24 protein-coding genes are annotated in these 23,338 nt (G+C 67.9%); 12 read left to right on the forward strand and 12 right to left on the reverse strand.

Annotated features, from left to right (window positions below; genetic code table 11):
* Positions 1 to 5 precede the first annotated feature (5 nt).
* The 5 genes from petA (at position 6) to FHR19_RS06855 (ending at position 4,117) form a co-directional block, all read left to right on the forward strand.
* Positions 6 to 590, forward strand: coding sequence for a ubiquinol-cytochrome c reductase iron-sulfur subunit (petA, locus tag FHR19_RS06835; RefSeq protein WP_184026251.1), 585 nt, complete (start codon positions 6 to 8; stop codon positions 588 to 590).
* An 11-nt stretch (positions 591 to 601) separates the two neighbouring features.
* Positions 602 to 1,912: a cytochrome b gene (locus FHR19_RS06840; protein WP_184026254.1), complete on the forward strand. Its 1,311-nt coding sequence runs from the start codon at positions 602 to 604 to the stop codon at positions 1,910 to 1,912.
* 15 nt (positions 1,913 to 1,927) lie between these two features.
* On the forward strand, positions 1,928 to 2,761 hold the full coding sequence (locus FHR19_RS06845) for a cytochrome c1 (RefSeq protein WP_184026257.1): 834 nt from the start codon (positions 1,928 to 1,930) through the stop codon (positions 2,759 to 2,761).
* 73 nt (positions 2,762 to 2,834) lie between these two features.
* Positions 2,835 to 3,377, forward strand: a complete 543-nt coding sequence (locus FHR19_RS06850; RefSeq protein WP_184026260.1) for an adenine phosphoribosyltransferase — start codon at positions 2,835 to 2,837, stop codon at positions 3,375 to 3,377.
* 113 nt (positions 3,378 to 3,490) lie between these two features.
* Entirely contained in the window at positions 3,491 to 4,117 is a 627-nt protein-coding gene (locus FHR19_RS06855) for a hypothetical protein (RefSeq protein ID WP_184026263.1), read from the forward strand.
* 4 nt (positions 4,118 to 4,121) lie between these two features.
* On the opposite strand, the gene FHR19_RS06860 is transcribed toward FHR19_RS06855, so the two are convergent.
* The 3 genes from FHR19_RS06860 to ychF all read right to left on the reverse strand — a co-directional run bounded on the left by FHR19_RS06860 (position 4,122) and on the right by ychF (position 7,069).
* Positions 4,122 to 4,589: a MaoC family dehydratase gene (locus FHR19_RS06860; RefSeq protein ID WP_184026266.1), complete on the reverse strand. Its 468-nt coding sequence runs from the start codon at positions 4,587 to 4,589 to the stop codon at positions 4,122 to 4,124.
* 38 nt (positions 4,590 to 4,627) lie between these two features.
* Complete coding sequence (locus FHR19_RS06865) at positions 4,628 to 5,851, reverse strand: alkaline phosphatase family protein (RefSeq protein ID WP_184026269.1); 1,224 nt, start codon at positions 5,849 to 5,851, stop codon at positions 4,628 to 4,630.
* Positions 5,852 to 5,968: 117 nt separating this feature from the next.
* Positions 5,969 to 7,069, reverse strand: coding sequence for a redox-regulated ATPase YchF (gene ychF / locus FHR19_RS06870; protein WP_184026271.1), 1,101 nt, complete (start codon positions 7,067 to 7,069; stop codon positions 5,969 to 5,971).
* A gap of 89 nt (positions 7,070 to 7,158) precedes the next feature.
* Between ychF and FHR19_RS06875 the strand changes: the two genes are divergently transcribed.
* Positions 7,159 to 7,755, forward strand: a complete 597-nt coding sequence (locus tag FHR19_RS06875) for a phosphatase PAP2 family protein (RefSeq protein WP_184026274.1) — start codon at positions 7,159 to 7,161, stop codon at positions 7,753 to 7,755.
* Here the strand turns inward: FHR19_RS06875 and FHR19_RS06880 are convergent.
* The 4 genes from FHR19_RS06880 to FHR19_RS06895 all read right to left on the reverse strand — a co-directional run bounded on the left by FHR19_RS06880 (position 7,739) and on the right by FHR19_RS06895 (position 11,974).
* Positions 7,739 to 8,341, reverse strand: a complete 603-nt coding sequence (locus tag FHR19_RS06880; RefSeq protein WP_184026277.1) for a TIGR02466 family protein — start codon at positions 8,339 to 8,341, stop codon at positions 7,739 to 7,741. The two genes, FHR19_RS06875 and FHR19_RS06880, sit on opposite strands and share 17 nt — an antisense overlap.
* A gap of 154 nt (positions 8,342 to 8,495) precedes the next feature.
* Positions 8,496 to 9,665 carry a 4-hydroxybenzoate 3-monooxygenase gene (pobA, locus tag FHR19_RS06885; protein WP_184026280.1) on the reverse strand — a complete coding sequence of 390 codons (1,170 nt, stop codon included), beginning with the start codon at positions 9,663 to 9,665 and terminating at the stop codon, positions 8,496 to 8,498.
* Positions 9,662 to 10,687 carry an amidohydrolase family protein gene (locus FHR19_RS06890; protein WP_184026283.1) on the reverse strand — a complete coding sequence of 342 codons (1,026 nt, stop codon included), beginning with the start codon at positions 10,685 to 10,687 and terminating at the stop codon, positions 9,662 to 9,664. Before FHR19_RS06890 ends, pobA begins: the two co-directional genes overlap by 4 nt.
* A 75-nt stretch (positions 10,688 to 10,762) precedes the next feature.
* Positions 10,763 to 11,974 (reverse strand): LysR family transcriptional regulator, encoded by a 1,212-nt coding sequence (locus FHR19_RS06895; protein ID WP_184026286.1) that lies wholly within the window; start codon positions 11,972 to 11,974, stop codon positions 10,763 to 10,765.
* Between the two features lie 103 nt (positions 11,975 to 12,077).
* On the opposite strand from FHR19_RS06895, the gene ligK reads away from it, so the two are divergent.
* The 3 genes from ligK to FHR19_RS06910 are packed head-to-tail and all read left to right on the forward strand — an operon-like array spanning position 12,078 to position 14,669.
* Entirely contained in the window at positions 12,078 to 12,749 is a 672-nt protein-coding gene (gene ligK / locus FHR19_RS06900) for a 4-carboxy-4-hydroxy-2-oxoadipate aldolase/oxaloacetate decarboxylase (RefSeq protein ID WP_184026289.1), read from the forward strand.
* Positions 12,742 to 13,797, forward strand: a complete 1,056-nt coding sequence (locus FHR19_RS06905; protein WP_184026291.1) for a 4-oxalomesaconate tautomerase — start codon at positions 12,742 to 12,744, stop codon at positions 13,795 to 13,797. The genes ligK and FHR19_RS06905 overlap by 8 nt, the downstream gene beginning before the upstream one ends.
* Positions 13,794 to 14,669, forward strand: a complete 876-nt coding sequence (locus FHR19_RS06910; protein WP_184026294.1) for an amidohydrolase family protein — start codon at positions 13,794 to 13,796, stop codon at positions 14,667 to 14,669. Before FHR19_RS06905 ends, FHR19_RS06910 begins: the two co-directional genes overlap by 4 nt.
* A gap of 97 nt (positions 14,670 to 14,766) precedes the next feature.
* Here FHR19_RS06910 and FHR19_RS06915 read toward each other — a convergent pair whose 3' ends face one another.
* The gene (locus FHR19_RS06915; protein WP_184026297.1) at positions 14,767 to 16,401 is read right to left on the reverse strand and encodes a M28 family peptidase; all 1,635 of its coding nucleotides are present in this window, start codon (positions 16,399 to 16,401) and stop codon (positions 14,767 to 14,769) included.
* 159 nt (positions 16,402 to 16,560) lie between these two features.
* On the opposite strand from FHR19_RS06915, the gene FHR19_RS06920 reads away from it, so the two are divergent.
* The gene (locus FHR19_RS06920) at positions 16,561 to 18,498 is read left to right on the forward strand and encodes an alpha/beta hydrolase family protein (RefSeq protein WP_246359382.1); all 1,938 of its coding nucleotides are present in this window, start codon (positions 16,561 to 16,563) and stop codon (positions 18,496 to 18,498) included.
* Between the two features lie 145 nt (positions 18,499 to 18,643).
* Here the strand turns inward: FHR19_RS06920 and rpsD are convergent, their stop codons facing one another.
* Entirely contained in the window at positions 18,644 to 19,258 is a 615-nt protein-coding gene (gene rpsD / locus FHR19_RS06925; protein ID WP_184026302.1) for a 30S ribosomal protein S4, read from the reverse strand.
* A gap of 191 nt (positions 19,259 to 19,449) precedes the next feature.
* Positions 19,450 to 19,662 (reverse strand): hypothetical protein, encoded by a 213-nt coding sequence (locus FHR19_RS06930; RefSeq protein ID WP_221228434.1) that lies wholly within the window; start codon positions 19,660 to 19,662, stop codon positions 19,450 to 19,452.
* A 116-nt stretch (positions 19,663 to 19,778) separates the two neighbouring features.
* Between FHR19_RS06930 and FHR19_RS06935 the strand changes: the two genes are divergently transcribed.
* The gene (locus tag FHR19_RS06935) at positions 19,779 to 20,075 is read left to right on the forward strand and encodes a chorismate mutase (protein WP_184027579.1); all 297 of its coding nucleotides are present in this window, start codon (positions 19,779 to 19,781) and stop codon (positions 20,073 to 20,075) included.
* Complete coding sequence (locus tag FHR19_RS06940; RefSeq protein WP_184026308.1) at positions 20,075 to 20,209, forward strand: DUF2256 domain-containing protein; 135 nt, start codon at positions 20,075 to 20,077, stop codon at positions 20,207 to 20,209. Before FHR19_RS06935 ends, FHR19_RS06940 begins: the two co-directional genes overlap by 1 nt.
* Here the strand turns inward: FHR19_RS06940 and FHR19_RS06945 are convergent.
* Both FHR19_RS06945 and FHR19_RS06950 read right to left on the reverse strand, forming a co-directional pair.
* Positions 20,206 to 21,732, reverse strand: coding sequence for a TadA family conjugal transfer-associated ATPase (locus FHR19_RS06945; protein WP_184026310.1), 1,527 nt, complete (start codon positions 21,730 to 21,732; stop codon positions 20,206 to 20,208). The two genes, FHR19_RS06940 and FHR19_RS06945, sit on opposite strands and share 4 nt — an antisense overlap.
* A gap of 66 nt (positions 21,733 to 21,798) precedes the next feature.
* Entirely contained in the window at positions 21,799 to 23,301 is a 1,503-nt protein-coding gene (locus FHR19_RS06950; protein WP_221228435.1) for a hypothetical protein, read from the reverse strand.
* Positions 23,302 to 23,338: the final 37 nt, after the last annotated feature.

A 23,338-nucleotide genomic window follows, 5' to 3' on the forward strand; every position in this document is an offset into this window, starting at 1 on the left:
GAGGCATGGCAAGCGCTGAAAACACGGTTCCGCCGGGCGAATCGCCCCGCGTACATGAAGACACCATCGCCGATCCGCGCCGCCGCGATTACCTCGCGATCGGTGCCGTCGCATGGGCGGGTGTCGGTGCGGGCGTGATCGCCCTGCCGCTCATCAATTCCATGAGCCCCTCGGCCGACGTGCTCGCGCTGTCGACGACCGAGGTGGACGTTTCGGCGATCCAGCCGGGCCAGGCGATCAAGGCCAGCTTCCGCAAGCAGCCGCTGTTCGTGCGCAACCTGACGCCGGACGAGATCAACCAGGCCAACGCCGTCGACGTCGCCAGCCTGCGCGACCCGCAGTCGCTGAAGGACCGGACCAAGGCGGGCAAGACCAACTGGCTCGTCACGCTTGGCGTCTGCACGCACCTCGGCTGCGTGCCGCTCGGCGCGGGCGAGGGCGAGAACAAGGGGCCGTTCGGCGGCTATTTCTGCCCCTGCCACGGGTCGGCCTACGACACCGCTGGCCGCATCCGCTCGGGTCCGGCGCCAAAGAACCTGGCGGTGCCCGAGTACGTATTCTCCAACGACACCACGATCGTGGTCGGCTGAGGACTGGCAAGATGAGCTTCCCCTGGGCCAAGCATTACGAGCCGAAGGCGCCGGTCATGAAGTGGCTGGACGACCGCCTGCCGCTCCCGCGCCTCGTCTATAACGCGGTCGGTGCCGGTTATCCGGTGCCGCGCAACCTCAATTATTTCTGGAACTTCGGCGTGCTCGCGGGCGCGGCGCTGGTCATCCAGATCGTCACGGGCATCGTCCTGGCGATGCACTATTCGACCGACGCGAACACCGCGTTCGATTCGGTCGAGGCGATCATGCGCGACGTCAATGCCGGCTGGTTCCTGCGCTATGCGCACGCCAATGGCGCGTCGATGTTCTTCATCGTCGTCTATACGCACATCTGCCGCGGCCTCTATTACGGGTCGTACAAGGCGCCGCGCGAGATGGTGTGGCTGCTCGGCGTGGTCATCTTCCTCCTGATGATGGCCACCGCCTTCATGGGCTATGTCCTTCCCTGGGGTCAGATGAGCTTCTGGGGGGCGCAGGTCATCACCGGCTTCTTCTCGGCCATTCCGGTGGTCGGCGAGACGATCCGCGTGTGGCTGCTCGGCGGCTATGCCCCCGACGCCGCGGCGCTTAACCGCTTCTTCTCGCTCCACTATCTGCTGCCGTTCGTGATCGCGGGCGTCATCATCCTCCATATCTGGGCGCTGCACATTCCGGGGTCGTCGAACCCGGCGGGCGTCGAGGTGAAGGGCGAGCAGGACACGGTGCCGTTCCACCCCTACTACACCGCGAAGGACGGCATCGGCCTCGGCGTCTTCCTGCTCGTCTTCGCGCTGTTCCTGTTCTTCGCGCCGAACATGCTGGGCCACCCGGACAACTACATTCCGGCCAACCCGCTCTCGACGCCGGCGCACATCGTGCCCGAATGGTACTTCCTGCCATTCTACGCGATCCTGAAGTCGTTCACCGTCGACTTTATCCTGCCGGCGAAGCTGTGGGGCGTGCTGGCGATGTTCGGCTCGATCCTGCTCCTGTTCTTCCTGCCCTGGCTCGACACCAGCCCGGCGCGGACCGCGAACCATCGTCCGCGCTACCGCATGTTCCTCATCATCCTGCTCGTGGACGTGCTGATCCTCGGCTATGTGGGTGGTGCGGAAGCGTCGAAGACCAACGTGCTGATCGGTCAGATCACGACGGCCTATTACTTCCTCCACTTCCTGGTCATCTTGCCGATCGTCTCGGCGACCGAGCGTCCCAAGCCCGTCGCCAACTCGATCACCGAGGCCGTGCTCAAGGGCAAGGGCGGCACCGCCCCGGCCAAGAGCGCGATCGAGGGTAGCCCCAACCCGATGCCGGCCGAATAAGGACGCGATAACGACATGACCCGCATCATCGCACCGCTCATCGGGCTGGGCTTCGCCTTCGTCCTCGTGCTCGGCCTGTTCGGCACGATCACGACGGCGTCGGAGCCGGCGACGGCCGAGCACGAGTTCCACCTGGCCCCCAAGCCGCTCGAGCTTGCCTCGAACGGCGTGTTCGGCAAGTTCGACAAGCAGCAACTCCAGCGCGGCTTTCAGGTCTACAAGGAAGTCTGCTCGGCCTGTCACTCGATCCACCGCGTCGCGTTCCGCGACCTCGCCGACCTCGGCTATAACGAGGGCCAGGTGAAGGCGATCGCCCAGCAGTGGACGACCGAGCAGCCGAGCACCAACCCGGAGACGGGCGAGCCGGCGACGCGCAAGAACCTCCCCTCGGACAAGTTCCCCAAGGTCTATGCCAACGACACCGCCGCGCGCGCCGCGAACAACAACGCGATCCCGCCCGACCTGTCGCTGATGACCAAGGCGCGCCCGAACGGCGCGGCTTATGTCCACTCGCTGCTGACCGGCTATGGCGAGAGCCCGGCCGAGGTGCAGAAGGAGTTCCCGAAGTTCACGACCCCCGACGGTCTGTACTTCAACCGCTACTTCCCGACGCTGAACCTCGCCATGCCGCCGCCGCTCGCCAGTGACGGGCAGGTGACCTATGCCGACGGCACCAAGTCGACCGTCGACCAGATGGCCAAGGACGTGACCGCGTTCCTCGTCTGGACGGCCGAGCCCAAGCTCGAGGCGCGCCACACCGCGGGCCTCGCCTCGGTGATCTTCCTCCTGATCTTCATCGGGCTGACGATCGGCGCCTACAAGAGCGTCTGGCGCAACGTGAAGCACTGATCGGCCGCGCCGATCCTGATCCGGCCCCGGAGTCCAGCGACTCCGGGGCCTTTTCTTTTGTAGCGAGACGAGCATGACCGATGATCCCGCCGCGCGGCTGGCCGCGATGATCCGCACCATCCCCGATTTTCCCAAGCCCGGCATCCAGTTCCGCGACATCACCACGCTGCTGCTCGATCCCGCCGGGTTGCGGCTGGCGGTCGAGACGATGGCGGCGAGAATCGCCGGCCCGGTCGATCTGGTCGCCGGGATCGAGGCGCGCGGCTTCGTCTTCGCCCCAGCGCTCGCGCTGCACCTCAACGCCGGCGTGCTGCTGATCCGCAAGGACGGCAAGCTGCCCGGCGCGACGATCGCCGAGGACTATGCGCTCGAATACGGCACCGACCGGATCACGATGCACGCCGACGGCTGTGCGCCGGGCGCCCGCGTCCTCCTCGTCGACGACCTGATCGCCACCGGGGGCACCGCGCGGGCCGCGGTGCGCCTGATCCGCAAGGCGGGGGCGGTCGTGGATCAGGCGGCGTTCGTGATCGACCTGCCCGACCTTGGCGGGGCGGCGGCGCTCGCGGGTGACGGCATCGCCGTCCACGCGCTGACGGCGTTCGCGGGACACTGACGGAACCAAGTCGCCGTCGCGGCGCTTCGAGTTCTAGCAGCGACGGTTCACGCCGCATTCAAGACGAAGCGTGCCTGATCGACCGTCACTCCTGCGTATCGAGGAGATTCAGGATGTTCGCAAGGCAAGTGAAGATCGCCGGGATCGCGATCGCCGCCGCGTTGGGACTGTCGGCGTGTTCGGATTATGGCTACGGCTATGGCGGGCTCAACGTCGGCTATGGCAGCGGTTACGCTGGCGGCTATTATGACGACCCCTATTATGCCGGCTATGGTGTCGGCGGGTTCGGCAACCCCTATTGGGGCTGGAACGACGGCTATTATTATCCGGGTACCGGCTATTACGTCTATGACAGCTATCGCCGACCCTATCGCTGGAACGGCGCGCAACAGCGTTATTGGGAAGGGCGCCGGCAGGGCTGGCGCGGTAACCCGCGCGTCGCCGACAACTGGCGCGACTTCCGCCGCGACCGGCGGCAGGACGACCGCGCGTTTCGGCAGGACCGCTTCCGCGATCGCCAGGCGTTCCGCAACGGCGAGGTGACGCGGCCCGAGTTCCGCGCCGAGCGCCGCGACGATCGCCGTGCATACCGACAGGAATATCGCAGCGACCGACGCGAGCTTCGCCGTGAGAACCGCGTCGATCGCGGCAACTGGGGCGCCCGGCGCGAGGGCTTCGGCAACCGCGGCGGCGGACGAGGCGACCGCGGCGCACGCGGCGGCTTCAACCGCCCGCGTTAAGGTATCAGGCGGCGGGGGCGGTGTCCCCGTCGCCGCGCCGACGGATCAGCGCGTTGGCGATGAAGGTCATCACCGGCTCGTCATGCTGGTTGAAGACCGTCATCCGCTGGCGGGTAAAGCCGACGTGCGGCTTGGTGGCCGACTTACGCTTGTCGAGCAGTTCGGTCTGACAGCGCAGCGTATCGCCCGGATAAACGGGCTTCAGCCAGCGCAGTTCGTCGATCCCGCCCGCGCCCAAGCTGGCGGTCGGCACCGCCTTCATCTGTTCGACCAGCATCGCCATCGTCATCGCGCAGCTGTGCCAGCCGCTCGCCGCCAGCCGCCCGAAATGCGTGTCGGCCGCACCTTCGTCCGACAGGTGGAACGGCTGGGGGTCGTAGCGACGCGCGAAGTCGAGCACTTCCTCGCGTGTCACCTCGTACCGGCCGAACGAAGCGGTCTCCCCGACCGCCAGATCCTCGAAATAGCGCATAAGATCAGTTTCAGTTCGAAACCGGCCGGATGCAAGCGCTATTTCAGCACGCGTTCGAACGGTGCGATCGTCCCGTCGATCCCGGCGGCGGGCGGCATGCCGATCAGGCGGCGGACCAGCGCGTAGACGTCGACGTTGCGCCCCTCAACGGTCCCGCGCGCGAAAGCCGGCCCGTTGGCGACGAAGCCCGCGCGCATCAGCGGATCGGCGTTGTCGTATCCGTGCGCGCCGCCCTTGATCGGTTCCTTCGGCGGCTTGGACAGGATCATCCAGCCGCTGTCGGCGATGCAAAGGAAGCGGGGCACGCGCGGGTTGCGACCATAAGCAAGGCGGGCGGGCAGGTCCGCCTTGTCCCGGCAGCGCATGTGCGGCCCTGCCTTGGGCAGTGTAGCGCGCACGGCGGCTTCCTGCCCCGGCATCGCCTCGAACGCCGCATAGGGGCCGTCCTCGATCACCCGCGTCGATCCGGCGGGGAAGGCTGCGTTGAAGTCGATCGTGCGGCTCGCGTCGATCGGCGCCATGCCGTGGTCGGCGGCGACGATCAGGTTGACCGGCTGGCCCATCGCGGCGAGCTCGCCCAGCATCTCGCCGATCCGCGCATCGACGCCGCGCATCGCCGCGCGAACCTCCGGCGAGTCCGGCCCGAACTTGTGCCCGGCGGTATCGACGCTGTCGAAATAGAGCGTCAGCAGGTGCGGGCGTGTGGCCGCGGGACGGCGCAGCCAGTCGACGATCGCGGCGATGCGGTTACGCTCGGGCATGGCCTGCGCGAATTGCTGCCAGTCGTCGGGATAGCGGCCGTGGATGGGCACGTTGGAGCCCGGCCAGAACATCGTCGCGGTGCGGATGCCGGCCCGTTCGGCGCTGACCCAGATCGGCTCGGCCTCGTCCCACCAGAAGGCGTCGGTGGTCGCCATGGTGAAGGTTTCGCCCGGCCGGCGCGCATCCTCCATCTTGTTGGCGACGATGCCGTTGCGGTCGGGATGCAGGCCCGTGACGAGCGCATAATGGTTGGGAAAGGTCTTGGTCGGGAAGGACGGCTGCATCGTGCCCCGCACGCCCTCGGCCGCCAGCCGCGACAGCACCGGCGTGTCGCCACGGTCGAGATAGTCGGGACGGAACCCGTCGATCGAGACGAGCAGCGTCACCGGCGCGCGGGTTTCGGCGACCGCACGGGTGGCGGGTGCCTCGACCGGCGGCGTCATGCACGCCTGCAGCGCAGCGAGCCCGGCCAGGGCGAGGAGGCGGGGGAGGAGCTTCATGATCGGGCTTCCTGCTCGAACTTTCCCTCACTCGTCACCCCGGGCTCGACCCGGGGTCCCGCTTCTTCCTTCTTCCAAGGCAGCGGGACCCCGGATCAAGTCCGGGGTGACGAAGCGTCACACGTTGAAGCGGAACAGCATCACGTCGCCGTCCTGGACGACATATTCCTTGCCCTCTTGGCGAAGCTTTCCGGCCTCGCGCGCCCCGGCCTCGCCGTTCAGGCGGACATAGTCGTCGAACGCAATCGTCTCGGCGCGGATGAACCCGCGCTCGAAGTCCGAATGGATCTCGCCCGCCGCCTGCGGCGCCTTGGCGCCGACCTCCACGGTCCAGGCGCGTGCTTCCTTCGGCCCGACGGTGAAGAAGGTCTGGAGCTTCAGCAGCTTGTACCCTGCCCGGATCACGCGGGCGAGGCCGGTTTCGGTGAGACCCAGTTCGGCGAGGAACTCCGCGCGATCCTCCGCCGGCATCGTCGCGATCTCCGCCTCGATCGCAGCGGAGACGACGACCGCCTCGGCCCCCTCGGCCTTCGCCTTTTCGAACACGCGAGCGGAATAGGCGTTACCCTCGGCCGCGTCCTCCTCGTTGACGTTGCAGACGTAGAGGACGGGCTTGCCGGTCAGCAGCTGTGCCTGTTCCAGGTGCCGTGCCTCGTCGGGGTCACTCGGCACGGCGAGCCGCGCGGGTTTGCCGTCGCGCAAGAGGTCGAGCGCGCGGCCGAGGATGACGGCGGCGGCCTTGGCCTCCTTGTCGCCCTGCTGCCCCTTCTTGACGAGGTTTGGCACGCGCTTTTCGAGGCTGTCGAGGTCGGAGAGCATCAATTCGGTCTCGACCGTCTCGGCATCGGCGATCGGATCGACGCGGTTGTCGACATGCTGGATGTCGTCGTTCTCGAAACAGCGCAGCACGTGGACGATCGCGTCCACCTCGCGGATGTTGCCGAGGAACTGGTTGCCCAGCCCCTCGCCCTTCGACGCGCCGCGGACCAGGCCGGCGATGTCGACGAAGCCCAATTGCGTCTCGATCACCTTGGCCGACTTGGCGATATCGGCCAGCTTGACCAGCCGCTCGTCGGGGACGGCGACGTTGCCGACGTTCGGCTCAATCGTGCAGAAGGGATAATTGGCCGCCTGCGCCGCCGCCGTTTCGGTGAGCGCGTTGAAAAGCGTCGACTTGCCGACGTTCGGAAGCCCGACGATGCCGCAGCGAAAACCCATGATGCCGTCTCGATGATGTGAAAGGGAGTTGGCGTCCCGTTAGCGACAAGCGGCGTGCAACGCCAGCATCGCGGGCGCGTTGGCCCGGCATGAAGATCGTCGAGACATTGAAGGACACGGTTTCGGCGGTCGAGGCGGCGGACCTGCGCGTCACCCGCGCGCTCGCCCCGCACCGCCACAAGCCCGAGGTACGCGAGGCGGGGCGGTGGAGCGAGATCGCCGACCAGCCGCCGCTGATCGCGATCTCCGCGGGGGTGCTGGTCGCGGGGCTGGTGATACGCCGTGCCGGGGTCGCGCGGACGGGCGGCCGGATGCTGGCCGCGCATCTGCTGGCGACGGGCGTGAAGACCACGATCAAGCGATCGATCGACCGCACTCGGCCAGACGAGGCGCTGGAGGAGGGCTATCGCGCCGAACCGGGCGACAGCGAGGCGCACGAGCTGTCCTCCTTCCCCTCCGGCCACACCGCAGGCGCCGTGGCGGTGGCCGAGGCGGTGGCGCGCGAGGCGCCGGCGCTGGCCGCGCCGATGCGGCTCTTCGCGGCGGCGGTGGCGCTGGTACAATTGCCGCGCGCCAAGCATTTCGTGAGCGACGTGGTGGTCGGTGCGGCGATCGGCTGGGCCAGCGAGCGAGCGGCCTCGGCCGCGATCGATGCGGCCGAGCGGCGGCTTACATCCGGTAATTGAAGCTCACGCTGATCCGGTCGCTCTTCGCCGCATTCGGCATCACCTCGTGCCGCAGCCAGCTTTCCCACAGGAAGACGCTACCCACCGCCGGCTCGGCATAGACAAAGGGGCGCAGCGGCTCCGGCGCGTCGTCGGTGCGGCCGGGGGCGGCCATCAGCATCGGCAGTCGGGGGTCCTCTAGCTTCAACGCGCCCGATCCCGGCGGCACGGCGATATAGACGGTGCCGGACACGACGCTGTGCGGATGGATATGCCCCGAATGCGTGCCGCCGGGCTTCAGGACGTTCACCCACAGGCTGTCGAGCTTGAGCCGCCCGCCGAGATCGAACGCGCAATCGCGCGCGAACGCTGCCACATGCTTGTCGAGCGCGCGCTTCAGGTCGGCAAACACCGGATCGCGCACCGGCAGGTCGTCGAGCGACGCATAGCTCGTATAGCCGCGATAGCCGTTCGCCTTCGACCAGCCGCGGCCGGCGCGGTCGTCCTCGGCCAGCGCGCGGACGCTCGCCTCGACCTCGGCGATCAGGTCGGCGTCGTCGATACGACCTTCGTAGAATTGTGTGGCGAAGAGCGAGCGGCTGGGCATGGGCGGGCGTTTAGAACAGTCGCATCGCTCCGTCACCCCGCGGCCGGAAGAAGAAGCGGGACCCCGGATCAAGTCCGGGGATACGTGGCTGGGGAAGGAATGGCCTAACCGCTACGTCATCCCGGGCTCGACCTGGGATCCCGCTTCTTCCCCCTTACAGTGGCAACCCGATGTAATTCTCCGCAATCGCCGTCCGCGCCGCCTTCGACCGTGCGATGTAATCGAGCTCGGCGACCTGGATGCGGCGGTCGAAGGCCGTCTGCCCCGGAAAGCGGTGCATCAGCGTGGTGAGCTGCCAGCTGAACCGCTCCGCCTTCCACACCCGCGCCAGCGCGCGGTCGGAATAGCCGGCCACGCCGTCATGGTCCGCGCGGTTGAAGAAGCCCGTCAGTGCCTCGGCCAGATAGGCGACGTCGGAGGCCGCGAGGTTCAGCCCCTTCGCCCCCGTCGGCGGCACGATGTGCGCGCTGTCGCCGGCGAGGAACAGCGAACCGTGGCGCATCGGCTCGAACACGAAGGAGCGGAGCGGCGCGATCGACTTCTCGATCGACGGCCCGCGCGTCACGCGCCCGCCCGCCTCCGGCCCCAGCCTTACGATCAGCTCGTCCCAGAAGCGATCGTCCGGCCAGTCCTCGACCTTTTCGTCGAGCGCGACCTGAACATAATAGCGGCTGCGCGTCTCCGACCGCATCGACGCGAGCGCGAAGCCGCGGTCGTGGTTGGCGTAGATCAGCTCGTGATCGCACGGCGGCACGTCGGCGAGGATGCCCAGCCAGCCGAACGGATAGACCTTCTCGTACGTGCGCCCGACGCTCGCCGGGATCGCCTTTCGCGAGGGACCGTGGAAACCGTCGCAGCCGACGATAAAGCGCGCATCGAGCCGCTCCTCGCGCCCGTCGTTCGTAAAGGTCAGATACGGCGCGTCGCCCTCGATGTCGTGCAGCGCCACGTCGCCCGCGTCGTAGATGACCTCGAGCCCGCGTTCGGGGGCGGCGGCCATCAGGTCGCGCGTCACCTCGGTCTGGCCATAGACGGTGACGTTGCGGCCGGTCAGCGCCTTCACATCGATGCGGATCAGCCGCTCGCCATCGGCCAGCATGAAGCCGTCATGCGGCAGCCCCTCTGCATTCAGCCGCGCGTCAATGCCGAGGCGATGGAGCAGGTCGGTCGTCGTCCGCTCGAGCACGCCGGCGCGGATGCGGCCGAGGACATAGTCGGGGCTGGCCCGCTCGATGATCGTGACCGCGATCCCCTCGGCGCGGAGCAGGTGGCCGAGCAGCAGCCCCGCCGGGCCGGCCCCCACGATCGCGACCTGCGTCTTCACAGCCCCCGCTCGCGCAGGATCGCGTCGAGGCGGGGGAAGACGCGGCGGGCATTGCCCTCGAAGATCGCGTGGCGCTGATCCTCGCTGACGTCGAGCGCATCGACATAGCGCTTGGTGTCGTCGAAATACTGGCCCGTCTCCGGGTCGATGCCACGCACCGCGCCGACCATTTCCGACCCGAACAGGATGTTCTTCGAATCAATCACCTTGGCGAGCAGATCGACGCCCGGCTGGTGATAGACGCAGGTGTCGAAGAACACGTTGTTCATGACGTGATCGGCGAGCGCCGGCTTCTTCAGCATGTCGGCCAGCCCGCGATAGCGCCCCCAATGGTAGGGCACCGCGCCGCCGCCATGCGGGATGATGAAGCGCAAAGTTGGGAAGTCGCGGAACAGGTCGCCCTCGATCAGCTGCATGAATGCGATCGTGTCAGCGGCGATGTAGAAGGCGCCGGTCGCGTGCATCGCCGGGTTGCAGCTGCCCGACACGTGAATCATCGCCGGCACGTCGAGCTCGACCATCGTCTCGTAGAACGGATACCAATAGCGATCCGTGAGGGGGGGATGTTTGAAGTGACCGCCGCCCGGATCGGGGTTGAGGTTGCAGCCGATGAACCCGTGCTCGTTCACGCAGCGTCGAAGCTCCGCGATCGAGCCGTCCAGCCCCGCCTCCGGCGATTGCGGCAACATGCACACGCCGGCGAATACCTCGGGGTAGAGGCCGACGACGCGCGCGATCAGGTCGTTGCACGCGCGCGCCCAGGCGACCGACACGCCCTCGTCGCCGACATGATGCGCCATCGCCGAGGCGCGGGGGGAAAAGATCGTCATGTCCGCCCCGCGCTCGCGGATCAGGCGGAGCTGGTTCTGCTCGATCGTCTCGCGGATCTCGTCGTCGCTGATCGCGGGATAGGGGGGTGGCGCCTCGCCCGCCTTGAACGCGGCCTTCTGCGCCTCTCGCCATTGGTTATGCGGCTCGGGCGCCGTCGTGTAATGGCCGTGGCAATCGATGACGAGCGTCACGCGAACCTCTCCCTTGTCGGACGGTTCGCTGGTGCCGCGCGGCTGGCTATCGCGCCAATCGGTAGCGGCGTTCCATTATTGATTCGCCGAAAGTGTGCGCGTCGCGGCCAGCTCGCGAAGGCTGGCGATGAAACGCGCCTGCGACTGTGTGGGGTGCCAGGCGGCGCGGGTGGTGATGCCGATGACGCGCGTGCTGCCGGGCACATCGGCGATGCGGGTGAGGATGCCCGCCTCGATCTCCACCCACAACTGCTCGGGCGAAAGCAGCGTTAGGTAATCGCCCTCGCGCATCAGATTGCGCAGCATCATCACCGATCCGCACTCGATGCGGACGGGGGGCAGCGGCAGGCCGGCGAACAGCCCTTCCCACAGCGCACGCAGCGGCGTGCCCGCTCGAGGCACCAGCCAAGGCTGCCGCGCGAGCGTCGCCGCATCGGGTGCCGTGCCCGCAAGCGGGTGCCCGGCCCGGCCGAAGATGGCAAGGCGATCGACCAGCAACGCTTCCTGCGCAATGTCCGGCCCCGGCGAGGGATCGCGGATCGCCCCGACCAGCAGATCGAACTCGCCGTCGCGCAGGGGTTCGAGCAGTTCCGCATGCGACCCCTCCGCCACGTCGAACGCGACACCCGGTTCGGCGGCGTGGAAGCGCGCGATCGCGGTGGGGAGCAGCCAGGCGCGGGCGAGCGGCATCGCCCCGATCGCGATCCGCCCCTCGTCCCGCCCGTCGATCGCCGCGATCTCCTCGACAGCGGCGCGCAGTTCGCCGAGCGCGAGGCGACACGCGCGGGCGAGGCGGATGCCCGCCGCGGTCAGCGCGACGCCGCGCCCGCGCCGCTCGACCAGGACCACGCCACAGATGCGCTCGACGTCGCGGATCGCACGGTGGATTGCTGGCTGCGACACCCCCGTCGCGGCGGCGGCGGCGACGTAGCTGCCCCCGCGCGCGATCGCGACCAGTGCGCGAAGCTGGGCCATCGTGAGCAGCAGGTCGGCCCTTGCGAAGCCACGCGTGCCCTTGCGCAGCCCTTTCATCGCGTCGGCCAGCAACCGCTGTACCGCCTCCACCCGGGCAGCGAGCGCGAGGCCGGCGAGGGTGGGCGTCATCCCGTCGGGCCGACGCGTGAACAGCGAGGTCTGGAGCGCCGCTTCCAGCCGGGCGAGCCCCTGTGTCAGCGCCGGCTGCGACAGGTTGATCGCGTCGGCGGCGGCGATGACGGTCCCCGTCTCGACCACCGCGAGCGCGGCGCGCAGGTGGCGCAGGTTGAGGTCGTGGACGGGCGTGCTCATCCCCGGACATAAGCGAAACTTATGCCCCGATGGCAATTCAGAATTGTGGCGTCCGGTGGCGGGGGGCAGGACGGGCGGGTAACTTCGGACAGGAGCGGATCGGATGGGCGTCGTCGTGCAGCATATCGAGCGCGCGGACCTCTCGGTGATCGACGGGCTTGCCGCCGCGGGCGTGGCGACGGTGCACGAGGCGCAGGGGCGAACCGGCCTGATGGCACCGCACATGCGCCCGATCTACGCCGGCGCGCGGATCGCCGGATCGGCGGTGACGATCTCGGCCCCGCCTGGCGACAACTGGATGGTGCATGTCGCGATCGAGCAACTGCGCGAGGGCGATATTCTCGTGCTTGCGCCCACCAGCCCCTGCACCGACGGCTATTTCGGCGACCTGCTCGCGACCTCCGCGATGGCGCGCGGGTGCCGTGGGCTGGTGATCGACGCGGGCGTGCGCGACGTGCGCGACCTGACCGCGATGGGCTTCCCCGTCTGGTCGAAGGCGGTGCACGCGCAGGGGACGGTGAAGGCAGTGCTCGGATCGGTCAACGTGCCCGTCGTCGCGGCGAACGCGCTGGTGAACCCCGGCGACGTGATCGTTGCCGACGACGACGGCGTCTGCATCGTCCCCCGCGCAGAAGCCGCTGCGGTGCTGGAGAGGGCGCAGGCGCGAGAGGCGGCGGAGGAGGCGAAGCGGGTGCGGCTGGCAGCGGGCGAACTCGGTCTCGACATCTACAACATGCGCGGCAAGCTCGAGGCGATGGGGCTGAAATATGTCTGACGGCATTCGCTGCATGTGGATGCGCGGGGGCACGTCGAAGGGCGGATACTTCCTCAAGGACGACTTGCCCGCCGATCCCGCCGCGCGCAACACGCTGCTGCTGCGGATCATGGGCTCGCCCGACCCGCGTCAGACCGACGGGATGGGCGGCGCCGATCCGCTGACGTCAAAGGTTGCGGTCGTTTCGAAGTCGGACCGAGAGGGCGTCGACGTCGACTACCTCTTCCTCCAGGTCTTCGTCGACAAGGCCGTCGTCACCGACCAGCAGAATTGCGGCAACATCCTCGCCGGCATCGGCCCGTTTGCGATCGAGCGCGGGCTGGTCGACGCGCAGGACGGCGAAACGCGCGTCGGTATCTTTATGGAGAATACCGGCCAGATCGCCGTCGCGGCGGTGCAGACGCCGGGCGGGCGCGTCACCTATGCCGGCGACGCGGCGATCGACGGCGTGCCGGGGACCGCGGCGCCCGTGCCGCTCGAATTCCGCGACACCGCCGGCTCGACCTGCGGCGCGCTGCTGCCCAGCGGCAATGCGGTGGACGAGGTCGAGGGCGTGCGCGTCACGCTGATCGACAACGGCATGCCGTGCGTGGTGATGAAGGCCGAGGATGTCGGCATCACCGGGTACGAGGATCGCGAGACGCTCGACGCCGACGATGCGCTGAAAGGCCGGATCGAGAAGATCCGGCTGGCGGTCGGCGAGGCGATGAACCTCGGCGACGTGACCGACAAGTCGGTGCCGAAGATGATGCTGGTCGCGGCCCCGCGGGACGGCGGCGCGGTGACGGTAAGGAGCTTCATCCCGCACCGCGCCCACGCGACGATCGGCGTGCTCGGCGCGGTCAGCGTCGCCACCGCCTGCCTGCTCCCGGGCACCCCCGCCGCGGAGGTCGCACATGCGGGTGAGGGGCAGCGCCGCACATTGTCGGTCGAGCATCCGACCGGCGAGATGACCGTCGTCATCGAACTGGACGACGAGGGTCAGGTGGCGACCGCGGCCTTGCTGCGCACTGCGCGGAAACTGATGGATGGAGAGGTGTTCGCGTGACCGGAGATCGTATCGTCAGCTGGCACCCCGACCCCTCGGTCCCGCGCTTTACGCCGCCGCCGGGCGCGGTCGACGCGCATTGCCACGTGTTCGGCCCCGCCGACCGCTTCCCCTTCTCGGCCAAGGCCAAGTATCTGCCCGCCGATGCGGGACCGGACATGCTGTTCGCGCTTCGCGACCGGCTGGGCTTCGCACGGAACGTCATCGTGCAGGCAAGCTGCCACGGCACCGACAATGCCGCGACCCTGAACGCCATCGCCGCCTCGAACGCGCGCGCGCGCGGCGTAGCGGTGGTCGATCCGGCGATCGGCGATGCCGAGCTTGAGGCGCTGCACGACGGCGGCATCCGCGGCGTGCGGTTCAATTTCCTCAAGCGGCTGGTCGACGATGCGCCCAAGGACAAATTTCTCGACATCGCGCGCCGGATCGCCCCGCTCGGCTGGCACGTCGTCATCTATTTTGAGGCGGACATTCTCGAGGAACTCCGCCCGTTCCTCGACGCAATCGAGGTGCCGGTCGTCGTCGATCACATGGGCCGCCCCGACGTGACGCAGGGACCGGACGGGCCCGACATGCGCGCGTTCCGGGCGCTGCTCGACGCCCGCGACGACATCTGGTTCAAGGCGACGTGCCCCGACCGGCTCGACCCCGCCGGCCCGCCCTGGGACGCGTTCGCCGCGGCGGTCGCGCCGCTGGTCGCCGACTATCCGACCCGTGTCCTCTGGGGCACCGATTGGCCGCACCCGAACATGCAGGACGCGGTGCCCGACGACGGCGCGCTCGTCGACATGATCCCGCGCATCGCGCCGACGGCGGCGCTTCAGCAGGCGTTGCTGGTGGACAATCCGACGCGGCTTTATTGGGCGGATTGATCCTCGTCCGTCATCCCGGTCCTGAACCGGGATCCCGCTTCTTGACCCTAGAAAAGTAAGAAGCGGAACTCCGGATCAAGTCTGGGGTGATGACGGGTTATTGTCCCGACCGGCTCTTGTCGCGGATCGCGCGGAATTCGTCGCCGGGCTTCCAGTTCGGCCATTCGGTCGTGCTCGCCAGCGCCCGTCCGACCGCGGCATAGAGGTCGAGGTCGCGCTGCACGCCCGCATAGTTCCAGTTCGGGTCGAACTCGTCCTTCGGCCCGTGATAGGCGTTCTTCTCATAGGCTTCGGCATAGGCCTTGCCCGCCGCCTTGCCACCTTGGACCAGATCGTCGCCGCCGTCGAAATACAGCATCGGTACGCCGTGCTTCGCCAGGCTGAAATGGTCGGAGCGATAGTAGAAGCCCTTTTCGGGCGTGGGTTCGGGCGAGGCGACGCGGCCCTGCGCGGCGAGCGCGCGGGTGAGGTAGCCGTCGAGGTCCGACTTGCCATAGCCGACGACGACGACGTTCTTCGCCGGCCCCGCCATCGAAAGCGCATCCATGTTGACCCCGCCCACGGTCTTGGCGTGGGGGAAGACCGGGTTCCTGCCGTAATAGTCGCTGCCGAGCAGGCCCGATTCTTCGCCCGTCACCGCGACGAACACCTGGCTGCGCGGGGTCGCGCCCTTCGCCGCCTCTTCCTTGGCGATCGCGATCAGTGCGGCGGTGCCGGTGGCATTGTCGATCGCCCCGTTGCAGATGTCGTCGCCGTCGGGCGCCGCCTCGCACCGGCCGAGATGGTCCCAGTGCGCGGTATAGAGCACCACCTCGTCGGGATGCTGCGTGCCGGGCAGGATGCCGATCACGTTCTTCGAGGCATGGCGGCGGACCTGCATGTCGAAGCCGACATTGGCCTTCACGCCGGTCAGCGGCACCGCCTTGAACCCCTTGACCTTGGCGGCGGCGGCAAGCCGGTCGAAGTCCTGCCCCGCGCGTGCGAACAGCGCCTTTGCCTGTGCATCTTGGATCCAGCCGATCGCCGCGCTCTGGCTCGCGCCGTCGTCCTTCGATGCTGCGACCTGCTGCGCGCCCGTCCAGCTCGACTGGACGACGTTCCAGCCATAGGCGGCGGGCTGCGTCTGATGGACGATCAGCGCGGCGGCGGCGCCCTGCCGCGCGGCTTCCTCGAACTTGTAGGTCCAGCGCCCGTAATAGGTCATCGCCCGCCCGCCGAACGGCCCCTTCAGGTCGGGCGTCTGCCAGTCGGGATCGTTGACGAGGATGACGACGGTCTTGCCGCGGACGTCGAGCCCGGCATAGTCGTTCCATCCCCGTTCCGGCGCGTTGATGCCGTAGCCGACGAACACCACGTCCGACGCCTTCACGTCCACCCGCGGGGTCACGCGATAGCTGCCGACGACCATCTGCGGGCCGTATGCGAGCGACTGTGCCGCCCCCGTGCCGCCGGTGAAGGTCAGCGGGGTCACGTTCTTCGCGGTCAATTCGACCATCGGCACGTCCTGGAACCACGACCCCTTGTTGCCCGGCTTAAGCCCCGCCGCCTTGAACTGTTCGACGAGGAAGGCGAGCGTCTTTTCCTCGCCCGCGGTGCCCGGCGCGCGGCCCTCATAGTCGTCCGACGAAAGCGTCTTCACCGCTTCGCGGAACGTGTCGATCGGCACCGTCTGGGCGGCGGCAGGCACGGCGAAGGCGAGAGCGATCAGGGGCAGGGGGGCGAGGCGACGCATCGGCACACTTTCCATGGAAGAGGGATGGGCGGGTTTCGCACCGCCGCGCCTGCGGGGCAAGCGGGCTGCTTGCCAAGCGACGGGGCCTGCGCCAACCTGTTCGCGGGGAACGAAAAACGGGGGAGTTGGACGATGCGGTGCATGATGGCGGGAGCTGCGATGGCAGCGCTCGTGATGGGTACGGGCGTCGCCCGCGCCGAGCCGGACAAGCTGGCGGTCGCCTTCGGCGCGCGCGAGAATATCGAGAACGGCAGCCTGTCGCCCGACGGGACCAAGCTTGCCTTCATCAGCCCGTCAAAGGGGCAGGGGGCGGTGATCCTCGTCCTCGACGTGACGGACGAGAATGCCAAGCCGATGATCATCGGCGGGTTCGACGGCAAGCCCGAGCGGCTGTCCGGCTGTCGCTGGGTTGGATCGAGCCGGCTGATGTGCACCATCTATGGTATCGTCCGCGTCGACGGGGGTGAGATCGCCTACAGCTCGCGCATCTTCGCGATCGATTCGGACGGCAAGAATCCGAAAGGGATGCCGATGCCGCGCGGCGTCGGCATCGCGCTGTCGAGCGGGTCGGTGATCGACTGGAATCCGGGCGTCGAGAACAGCGTCCTCCTGATGCGTCAGCAACTGGGCGACGGCAATGCCGACGGCATGGGGCGCGGCGGCTACCGCGTCGATCGGGTCGACACGCTGTCGCTGAAGATCTCACCGGTCGAGCGCGCCGATGCCGATGCGCGCGAATACATCACCGACGGCGCCGGACGGGTGCGGATCATCGGGCGGGTGAAGACCGATACCGCCTCGGGCTACGACATGCCGGGCCGCAACTATTTCTACCGCGCCGCGGGGTCGGACCGCTGGAGCGCGCTCAGCACCGTCGACGGCGACGGCAACGGCTTCGACCCGTACGGCGTCGATGCCGCGACCAACATCGCCTATGGCCTCAAGCGCACCGACGGGCGCCTCGCCGCCTACAGCAAGGCGCTCGACGGATCGGGTGCCGAGAAGCTGGTCTTCGCGCACCCCGATGTCGATGTGTCGAGCTTCGCGACGATCGGCCGGCGCGGGCGGATCGTCGGGGTCAATTACGTGACCGATCGCCGGCAGGTGCAGTATTTCGATCCCGCGCTCGCCAAGCTCGCCGCCAGCCTTGCCAAGGCGTTGCCGGAGACGCCGATCATCCGCTTCCTCGATTCGAGCGAGGACGAGAATGTGATGCTGCTCTGGGCGGGCGCCGACACCAATCCGGGGCGCTATTACCTGTTCGATCGCAAGGGGCGAAAGCTGCACCCGATCGCCAGCGACCGCCCCGACCTGTCGGGCATGAAGCTCGCGGCGATGCGGCCGATGGTCTATCCGGCCGCGGACGGGACGAAGATCCCCGGCTATCTGACGCTGCCGCCCGGCCATGATAGCGCGAAGGGGCTGCCCGCGATCGTCATGCCGCATGGCGGCCCCGGCGCGCGCGACGTGTGGGGCTTCGACTGGCTGGCACAGTTCTTCGCGGCCAAGGGCTATGCCGTGCTCCAGCCCAATTTCCGCGGCTCCACCGGCTATGGCGACGCGTGGTTTCAAAAGAACGGGTTCAAGGGCTGGAAGACCGCGATCGGCGACGTCAACGATGCGGGCAAGTGGCTGGTGGCCGAGGGGGCCGATGCCGGCCGGCTCGGCATCTTCGGCTGGTCCTATGGCGGCTATGCCGCGCTCCAGTCCGCGGTGCTCGATCCCGACCTGTTCAAGGCGATCATCGCAGTCGCGCCCGTTACCGACCTGTCGCGCCTGCGCCGGGAGGGGGAGATGTTTTCGAACTACAAGATCATGCGCGACTTCATCGGCGAGGGGCCGCACCTGGCCGAAGGGTCGCCGACGCGCCACGCCGACCGCTTCAAGGCGCCCGTCCTGATGTTCCACGGCGATCTCGACCGCAATGTCGGCGTCGCGCAGGCAAAGGCGATGCAGTCGAAGCTGAAGGGCGCGGGCAAGAGGAGCGAGCTCGTCGTCTACGAAGGGCTCGACCATTATCTCGAGGATGGCGAGGTCCGCGCGGCGATGCTGGCCAAGGCGGGCGCGTTCTTCGACGCCGCGATGCCCGCGAAATAGACACGAAAAAGGGTGGCGTCCCGGAGGATGCCGCCCCTTTTCTGTTTCGTGAGCGCCGCGGCGGAGCCGCGTCGTCGGACGGTGCCTTTCGGCACCGCCGGCCGCTCGCGTTGATTTTCCGGCGCAGCGTCGCTGCGCCGCGGGATCAACGCGAGTAGAACTCGACCACCAGGTTCGGTTCCATCTTCACCGGATAGGGCACTTCGTCGAGCGTCGGGACGCGCGTGAAGGTCACCGCCGCGTTGCCGTCGGGCGCCACGTAATCGGGGATGTCGCGCTCCGACAGGCTCTGCGCCTCGACGATCAGCGCCATTTCCTTGGCCTTGTCACCCAGCGAGATCACGTCGCCCGGCTTGATGCGGCGCGAGGCGATGTTGCACTTCACGCCGTTGACGCGGATGTGGCCGTGGTTGACGATCTGGCGCGCCGACCAGATGGTGGGCGCGAACTTGGCGCGATAGACGACCGCGTCCAGACGCTGCTCGAGCAGGCCGATCAGGTTCTGGCTGGTGTCGCCCTTCATGCGCGACGCCTCTTCATAGGCCTTCTTGAACTGCTTCTCGGTGACGTCGCCGTAATAGCCTTTGAGCTTCTGCTTGGCGCGCAGCTGGATGCCGAAGTCCGACATCTTGCCCTTGCGGCGCTGGCCGTGCTGGCCGGGGCCGTATTCGCGCTTGTTCACCGGGCTCTTGGGACGACCCCAGATGTTCTCGCCGAGACGACGGTCGAGCTTGTACTTGGCGCTGGAGCGCTTCGACATGGTAACTTCCTTGCAATTGCCAACGACGTTGACCCTGAGCGGAACACCCTGACGGCAAACCGATCATGATCGCGATCCCGGTCATCGCCCGGCATCATCGATGCCGTGACCACCGCTTCACCGGGGTGCGGGGCCTCATTGCGAAGGCGCGCGGCTAGCGCCAACCGCCGCGCGAGTCAAGGCGGCGGGGCTCAACGGCTCTGCGTCTGGCCCATGTTGCGCGTCGAATCGGCGTTGGCCGCCGCCTCCGCATCCCATTCCGCCTGCGTCTTGCAGACGGGCTTGGAGCGCAGGCGCGAGCCGGTGTTGACCCGGCCCTTGCAGATCTTCTCGGCCTTGGGCGTGGGCGCTTGCGCCTCCTGCGGCGCGGGAAGGGTGGCGGTCAGAAGCAACGCGAACAGCATCGAAGGCGACTCCGTCAGGAAGATCAGCGGGTTGTGCCGCAGCTTCGGCGGTTCGACAAGCATCGCGGGCAGGGGCGATGACGAACCGCCGCGGATCGGCTAGTCGGGCGGACGTGATGAACCCCGACGACTGCTCGACGATGATGGAAGTGCGCGCCGGCGTCGACGCGCTCGATGCCGAACTGGTGGCGCTGCTCGCCCGCCGCTTCGGCTACATGCGCGCCGCCGCCCGCATCAAGCCCGAGCGCGGCCATGTCCGCGACGAGGCGCGCAAGACCGCGGTCATCGACAATGCCGTCGCCGCCGCGCGGGCAGCGGGCATTCCCGCCGAGGCGATCGGCGCGATGTGGGAAACGCTGGTCGAGGCGTCGATCGCCTATGAGCTTGCCGAATGGGAGCGGCGGCGCGCCTGATGGCCCACAAGAAGCCTAACCTGCCGACCAAGATCTGCGAGGCTTGCGGTCGCCCGTTCGCGTGGCGCAAGAAATGGGCGCGCGACTGGGATCAGGTGAAGTTCTGCTCCGACCGCTGTCGGCAGAAGCGTTAGAGGCACGCCTCCAGCAGCGCCTGGTCGAAGCCGAACTGCTTGGCCTTGTCGAGCGTGTAGGGCCTCAGGCCCATCGAGCGGTATTCGCCGATGATCTTGCCGTCGGCGCTCTCGTCCAGATATTCGAACTTGAACAGCTCCTGCGTGACGATCACCGGGCCTTCCATGCCGATCACCTCGGTAATGTTGGTGACCCGGCGGCTGCCGTCGCGCAGGCGCTTGACCTGGACGATCAGGTCGACCGAATCGGCGATCTGCCGGCTGATCGCTTCCTTCGGCACCTTGATGTCCGACATCATCACCATGTTCTCCATTCGCGCGAGGCATTCGCGCGGGGAGTTGGAGTGAAGCGTCGCCATCGAGCCGTCGTGGCCGGTGTTCATCGCCGCGAGCAGGTCGAAACACTCGCTGCCACGGATTTCGCCCAGGATGATGCGATCCGGGCGCATACGCAGCGCGTTCTTGACGAGGTCGCGGATCGTGATCTCGCCCACTCCCTCCAAGTTCGGAGGCCGCGTTTCGAGCGGTAGCCAGTGCGGCTGCTGGAGCCGGAGTTCGGCCGCGTCCTCGATCGTCAGCACGCGCTCGCCCGGGTCGATCATCTTCGACAGGGCATTGAGCATCGTCGTCTTGCCCGAACCCGTACCGCCCGAGATGACGATGTTGAACCGGCACGCGCCCGCGACCTTCAATGCGGTCGCCATCTTCTGGCTCATCGAGCCGAAGCCCGCCATCATGTCGAGCGTGATCGGCTTGGCCGAGAACTTACGGATCGAGATGGCGGTGCCGCGCAGCGACAGCGGCGGTACGATCACGTTGACGCGGCTGCCGTCCTTGAGGCGCGCGTCGGCAAGCGGCGTGGTCTGGTCGACGCGGCGGCCGACCGAGTTGCAGATGCGCTGCGCGATCTGGAACAGATGCTCCTCGTCGCGGAACTGGATGTTGGCGAGTTCGAGCTTGCCCTTCCTTTCGACGAAGGTCTGTTCGGGGCCGTTGACCATGATGTCGCTTACCGCGGGGTCGCTCAGCAGCTCTTCGAGCGGGCCGAGGCCGAGCAGTTCGTCGACCAGCACCTTTTCGAGCGCGAACTGTTCGCGCCGGTTGAGGGTGAGCTTCAGCTCGGCAAGCACCTCGCCGATGATCGGGCGAAACTCCTCGGCCAGCTCGTCCTTGGAAAGCGTCGCCGCCGCCTCGGGATCGACGCGTTCAAGGAGGCGCGGAAGCACCTGTTCCTTGATCCGGTGGATCGAGCTTTCGAAGCCCTCGGTCCGGCTCTGCGCGGCATCACCGGACGAGGCCTGACGATCGGCTAGGCGCTGCATCGCATCGACGGCGACCGACGAGTTCGACAGATCGGGCTCGGGCGACAGGCTGGCGCCCGGCAGCGGGATCGATTCGAGCGGCGGGAACTGCTCGCCATGATCGGGTTCGGCCCGGCCCGGCCCATGCATCGGCCGTGCGACGCCGAAGGACGGCCGTCCGCCGCCGCTCCCTGTACCGCTTCGCCGCCCGAATGCGCTCATGCCAAAGCCCTTGTTTGTCCGCTTATTCCGTAGCCTGCGGTCTAGCGGCGAAGGTTTGACAATTGCCTAACCATTATGGACCCAGATCAGCAGCGTGCGGTCATGCTCGAAGAACCGGGTCCGTATGCGTGCGCGAAGGCGATAGTGGCGCGCCAGCACGGCATCGACCCGCGCCGTCGCCGCGGCGCTGCGCATCAGTGCATAGGGGTCGTCGTCGGTGACGATCACCGCCGGGCGCGCGGCCAGCACGCGGTCCAGTTCGGCCGATGGATCAATGCCGAGCGCGCCCGCCTCTCCGGCGGAGGCGAGGTGATCGGGGAAAGCGAACCGGCTGACGAGGCACGCGTCGGTCGCCTGATAGAGGATCGGCGGCCCGGCGAAGACGAACATGCATTCGTGCCGGACGCGGGCCGGAATGGCGGCGGCGATCGCCTGCCAGTCGGCCCGGTCGCGCGCGCCCTGCCGCGGCGCCTCGACCAGCGCGGCGTAAAGCGGCGCGGCGGCGATGAGCGCGAGGAGCGACAGGCGCAGCGGCCCCCGCGCAATGAACGGTGCGGCGACGATCGCCAGCGGTACCAGCATCGGCAGCGCATAATGCTCGTGATAGATACCGACCGACACGACGCCGATCGCCGCGGCGGCAAGCCAGCCCAGCATCAGTTCCTGCTCCGCGCGCTGCGACACGGATCGGTGCCGCCAGCCGAGCATGCCCAGCAGCGCCAGCGGCGCGAGACTGGCGAGGAGAAAGCCGAGCTGGATCGCATCCGCCCATGCCCAGTCGTGCCTGCGCAGCATCGCCGAGCGGGCATTGGCGAACCAGAAGGCATCGAGCGCCCCATGGGCGGCGAACCAGGCGGCGAAGAGCAGGAAGGGAGTGGCGCCGATCGCCATGAAGAGACCCGCGCGCCTTGCGATCGCCGGCCAGCCGAGCCCCGCGCGCCGCGATCCGATCAGCAGCGCGATGCCGAACGCGGCGCTTTCGAAGATCACCGTCGTCTTGATCGTCAGCGCCGCGCCGCACGCGAGCATCGCCGCAACGGCAAGGGCATGTCCGCGCTGCGTCTCCAATCGCGGCCACGCGGCGAACACCGCCAAGGCCGCAGCCGCGATCAGCGCGTTGTAGAAGACCGGCGCCTGTCCGACATCGCCGCGCAGGGGGGTGAGGTACAGAAGGTAGAGGAGGCCGCACGCGATGCCGACCGATCGAGCTTCGTGCCGGGCGACGATCGCGGCGATGATGAGCGCCGTCGCCGCCGCGACGCCGGTGGCCAGTAACTGATAGGCCAGCACGCCGCCGCTGCCCAGCGCCGCTGCAGCCGCGTACAGCGCGAAAAGGCCGGGCGGCTTGCGGTCCCAGATGTCGACATAGGGAAGCGCGCCGTCGAGCCAGCGCTGCCCCACGAGCAGATAGAATTGCTCGTCATAACCGGCGAGCGGATCGCCGATCAGCCCCCAGCGCAGGATCAGTGCCGCGCCGCATAGAATCAATGCCGCGTCGATCCAGCGGGGCTGCCAAGCGGCGCGCCCGATGCTGGCGGAAAACGAAAATGGCGCGCGGAGCCGATCCACGCGCCATTTCATGAACGAAGCCGGTTAACGCCGCCTC

Source organism: Sphingomonas yantingensis (genome assembly GCF_014199325.1).
GTDB lineage: Bacteria > Pseudomonadota > Alphaproteobacteria > Sphingomonadales > Sphingomonadaceae > Sphingomonas > Sphingomonas yantingensis.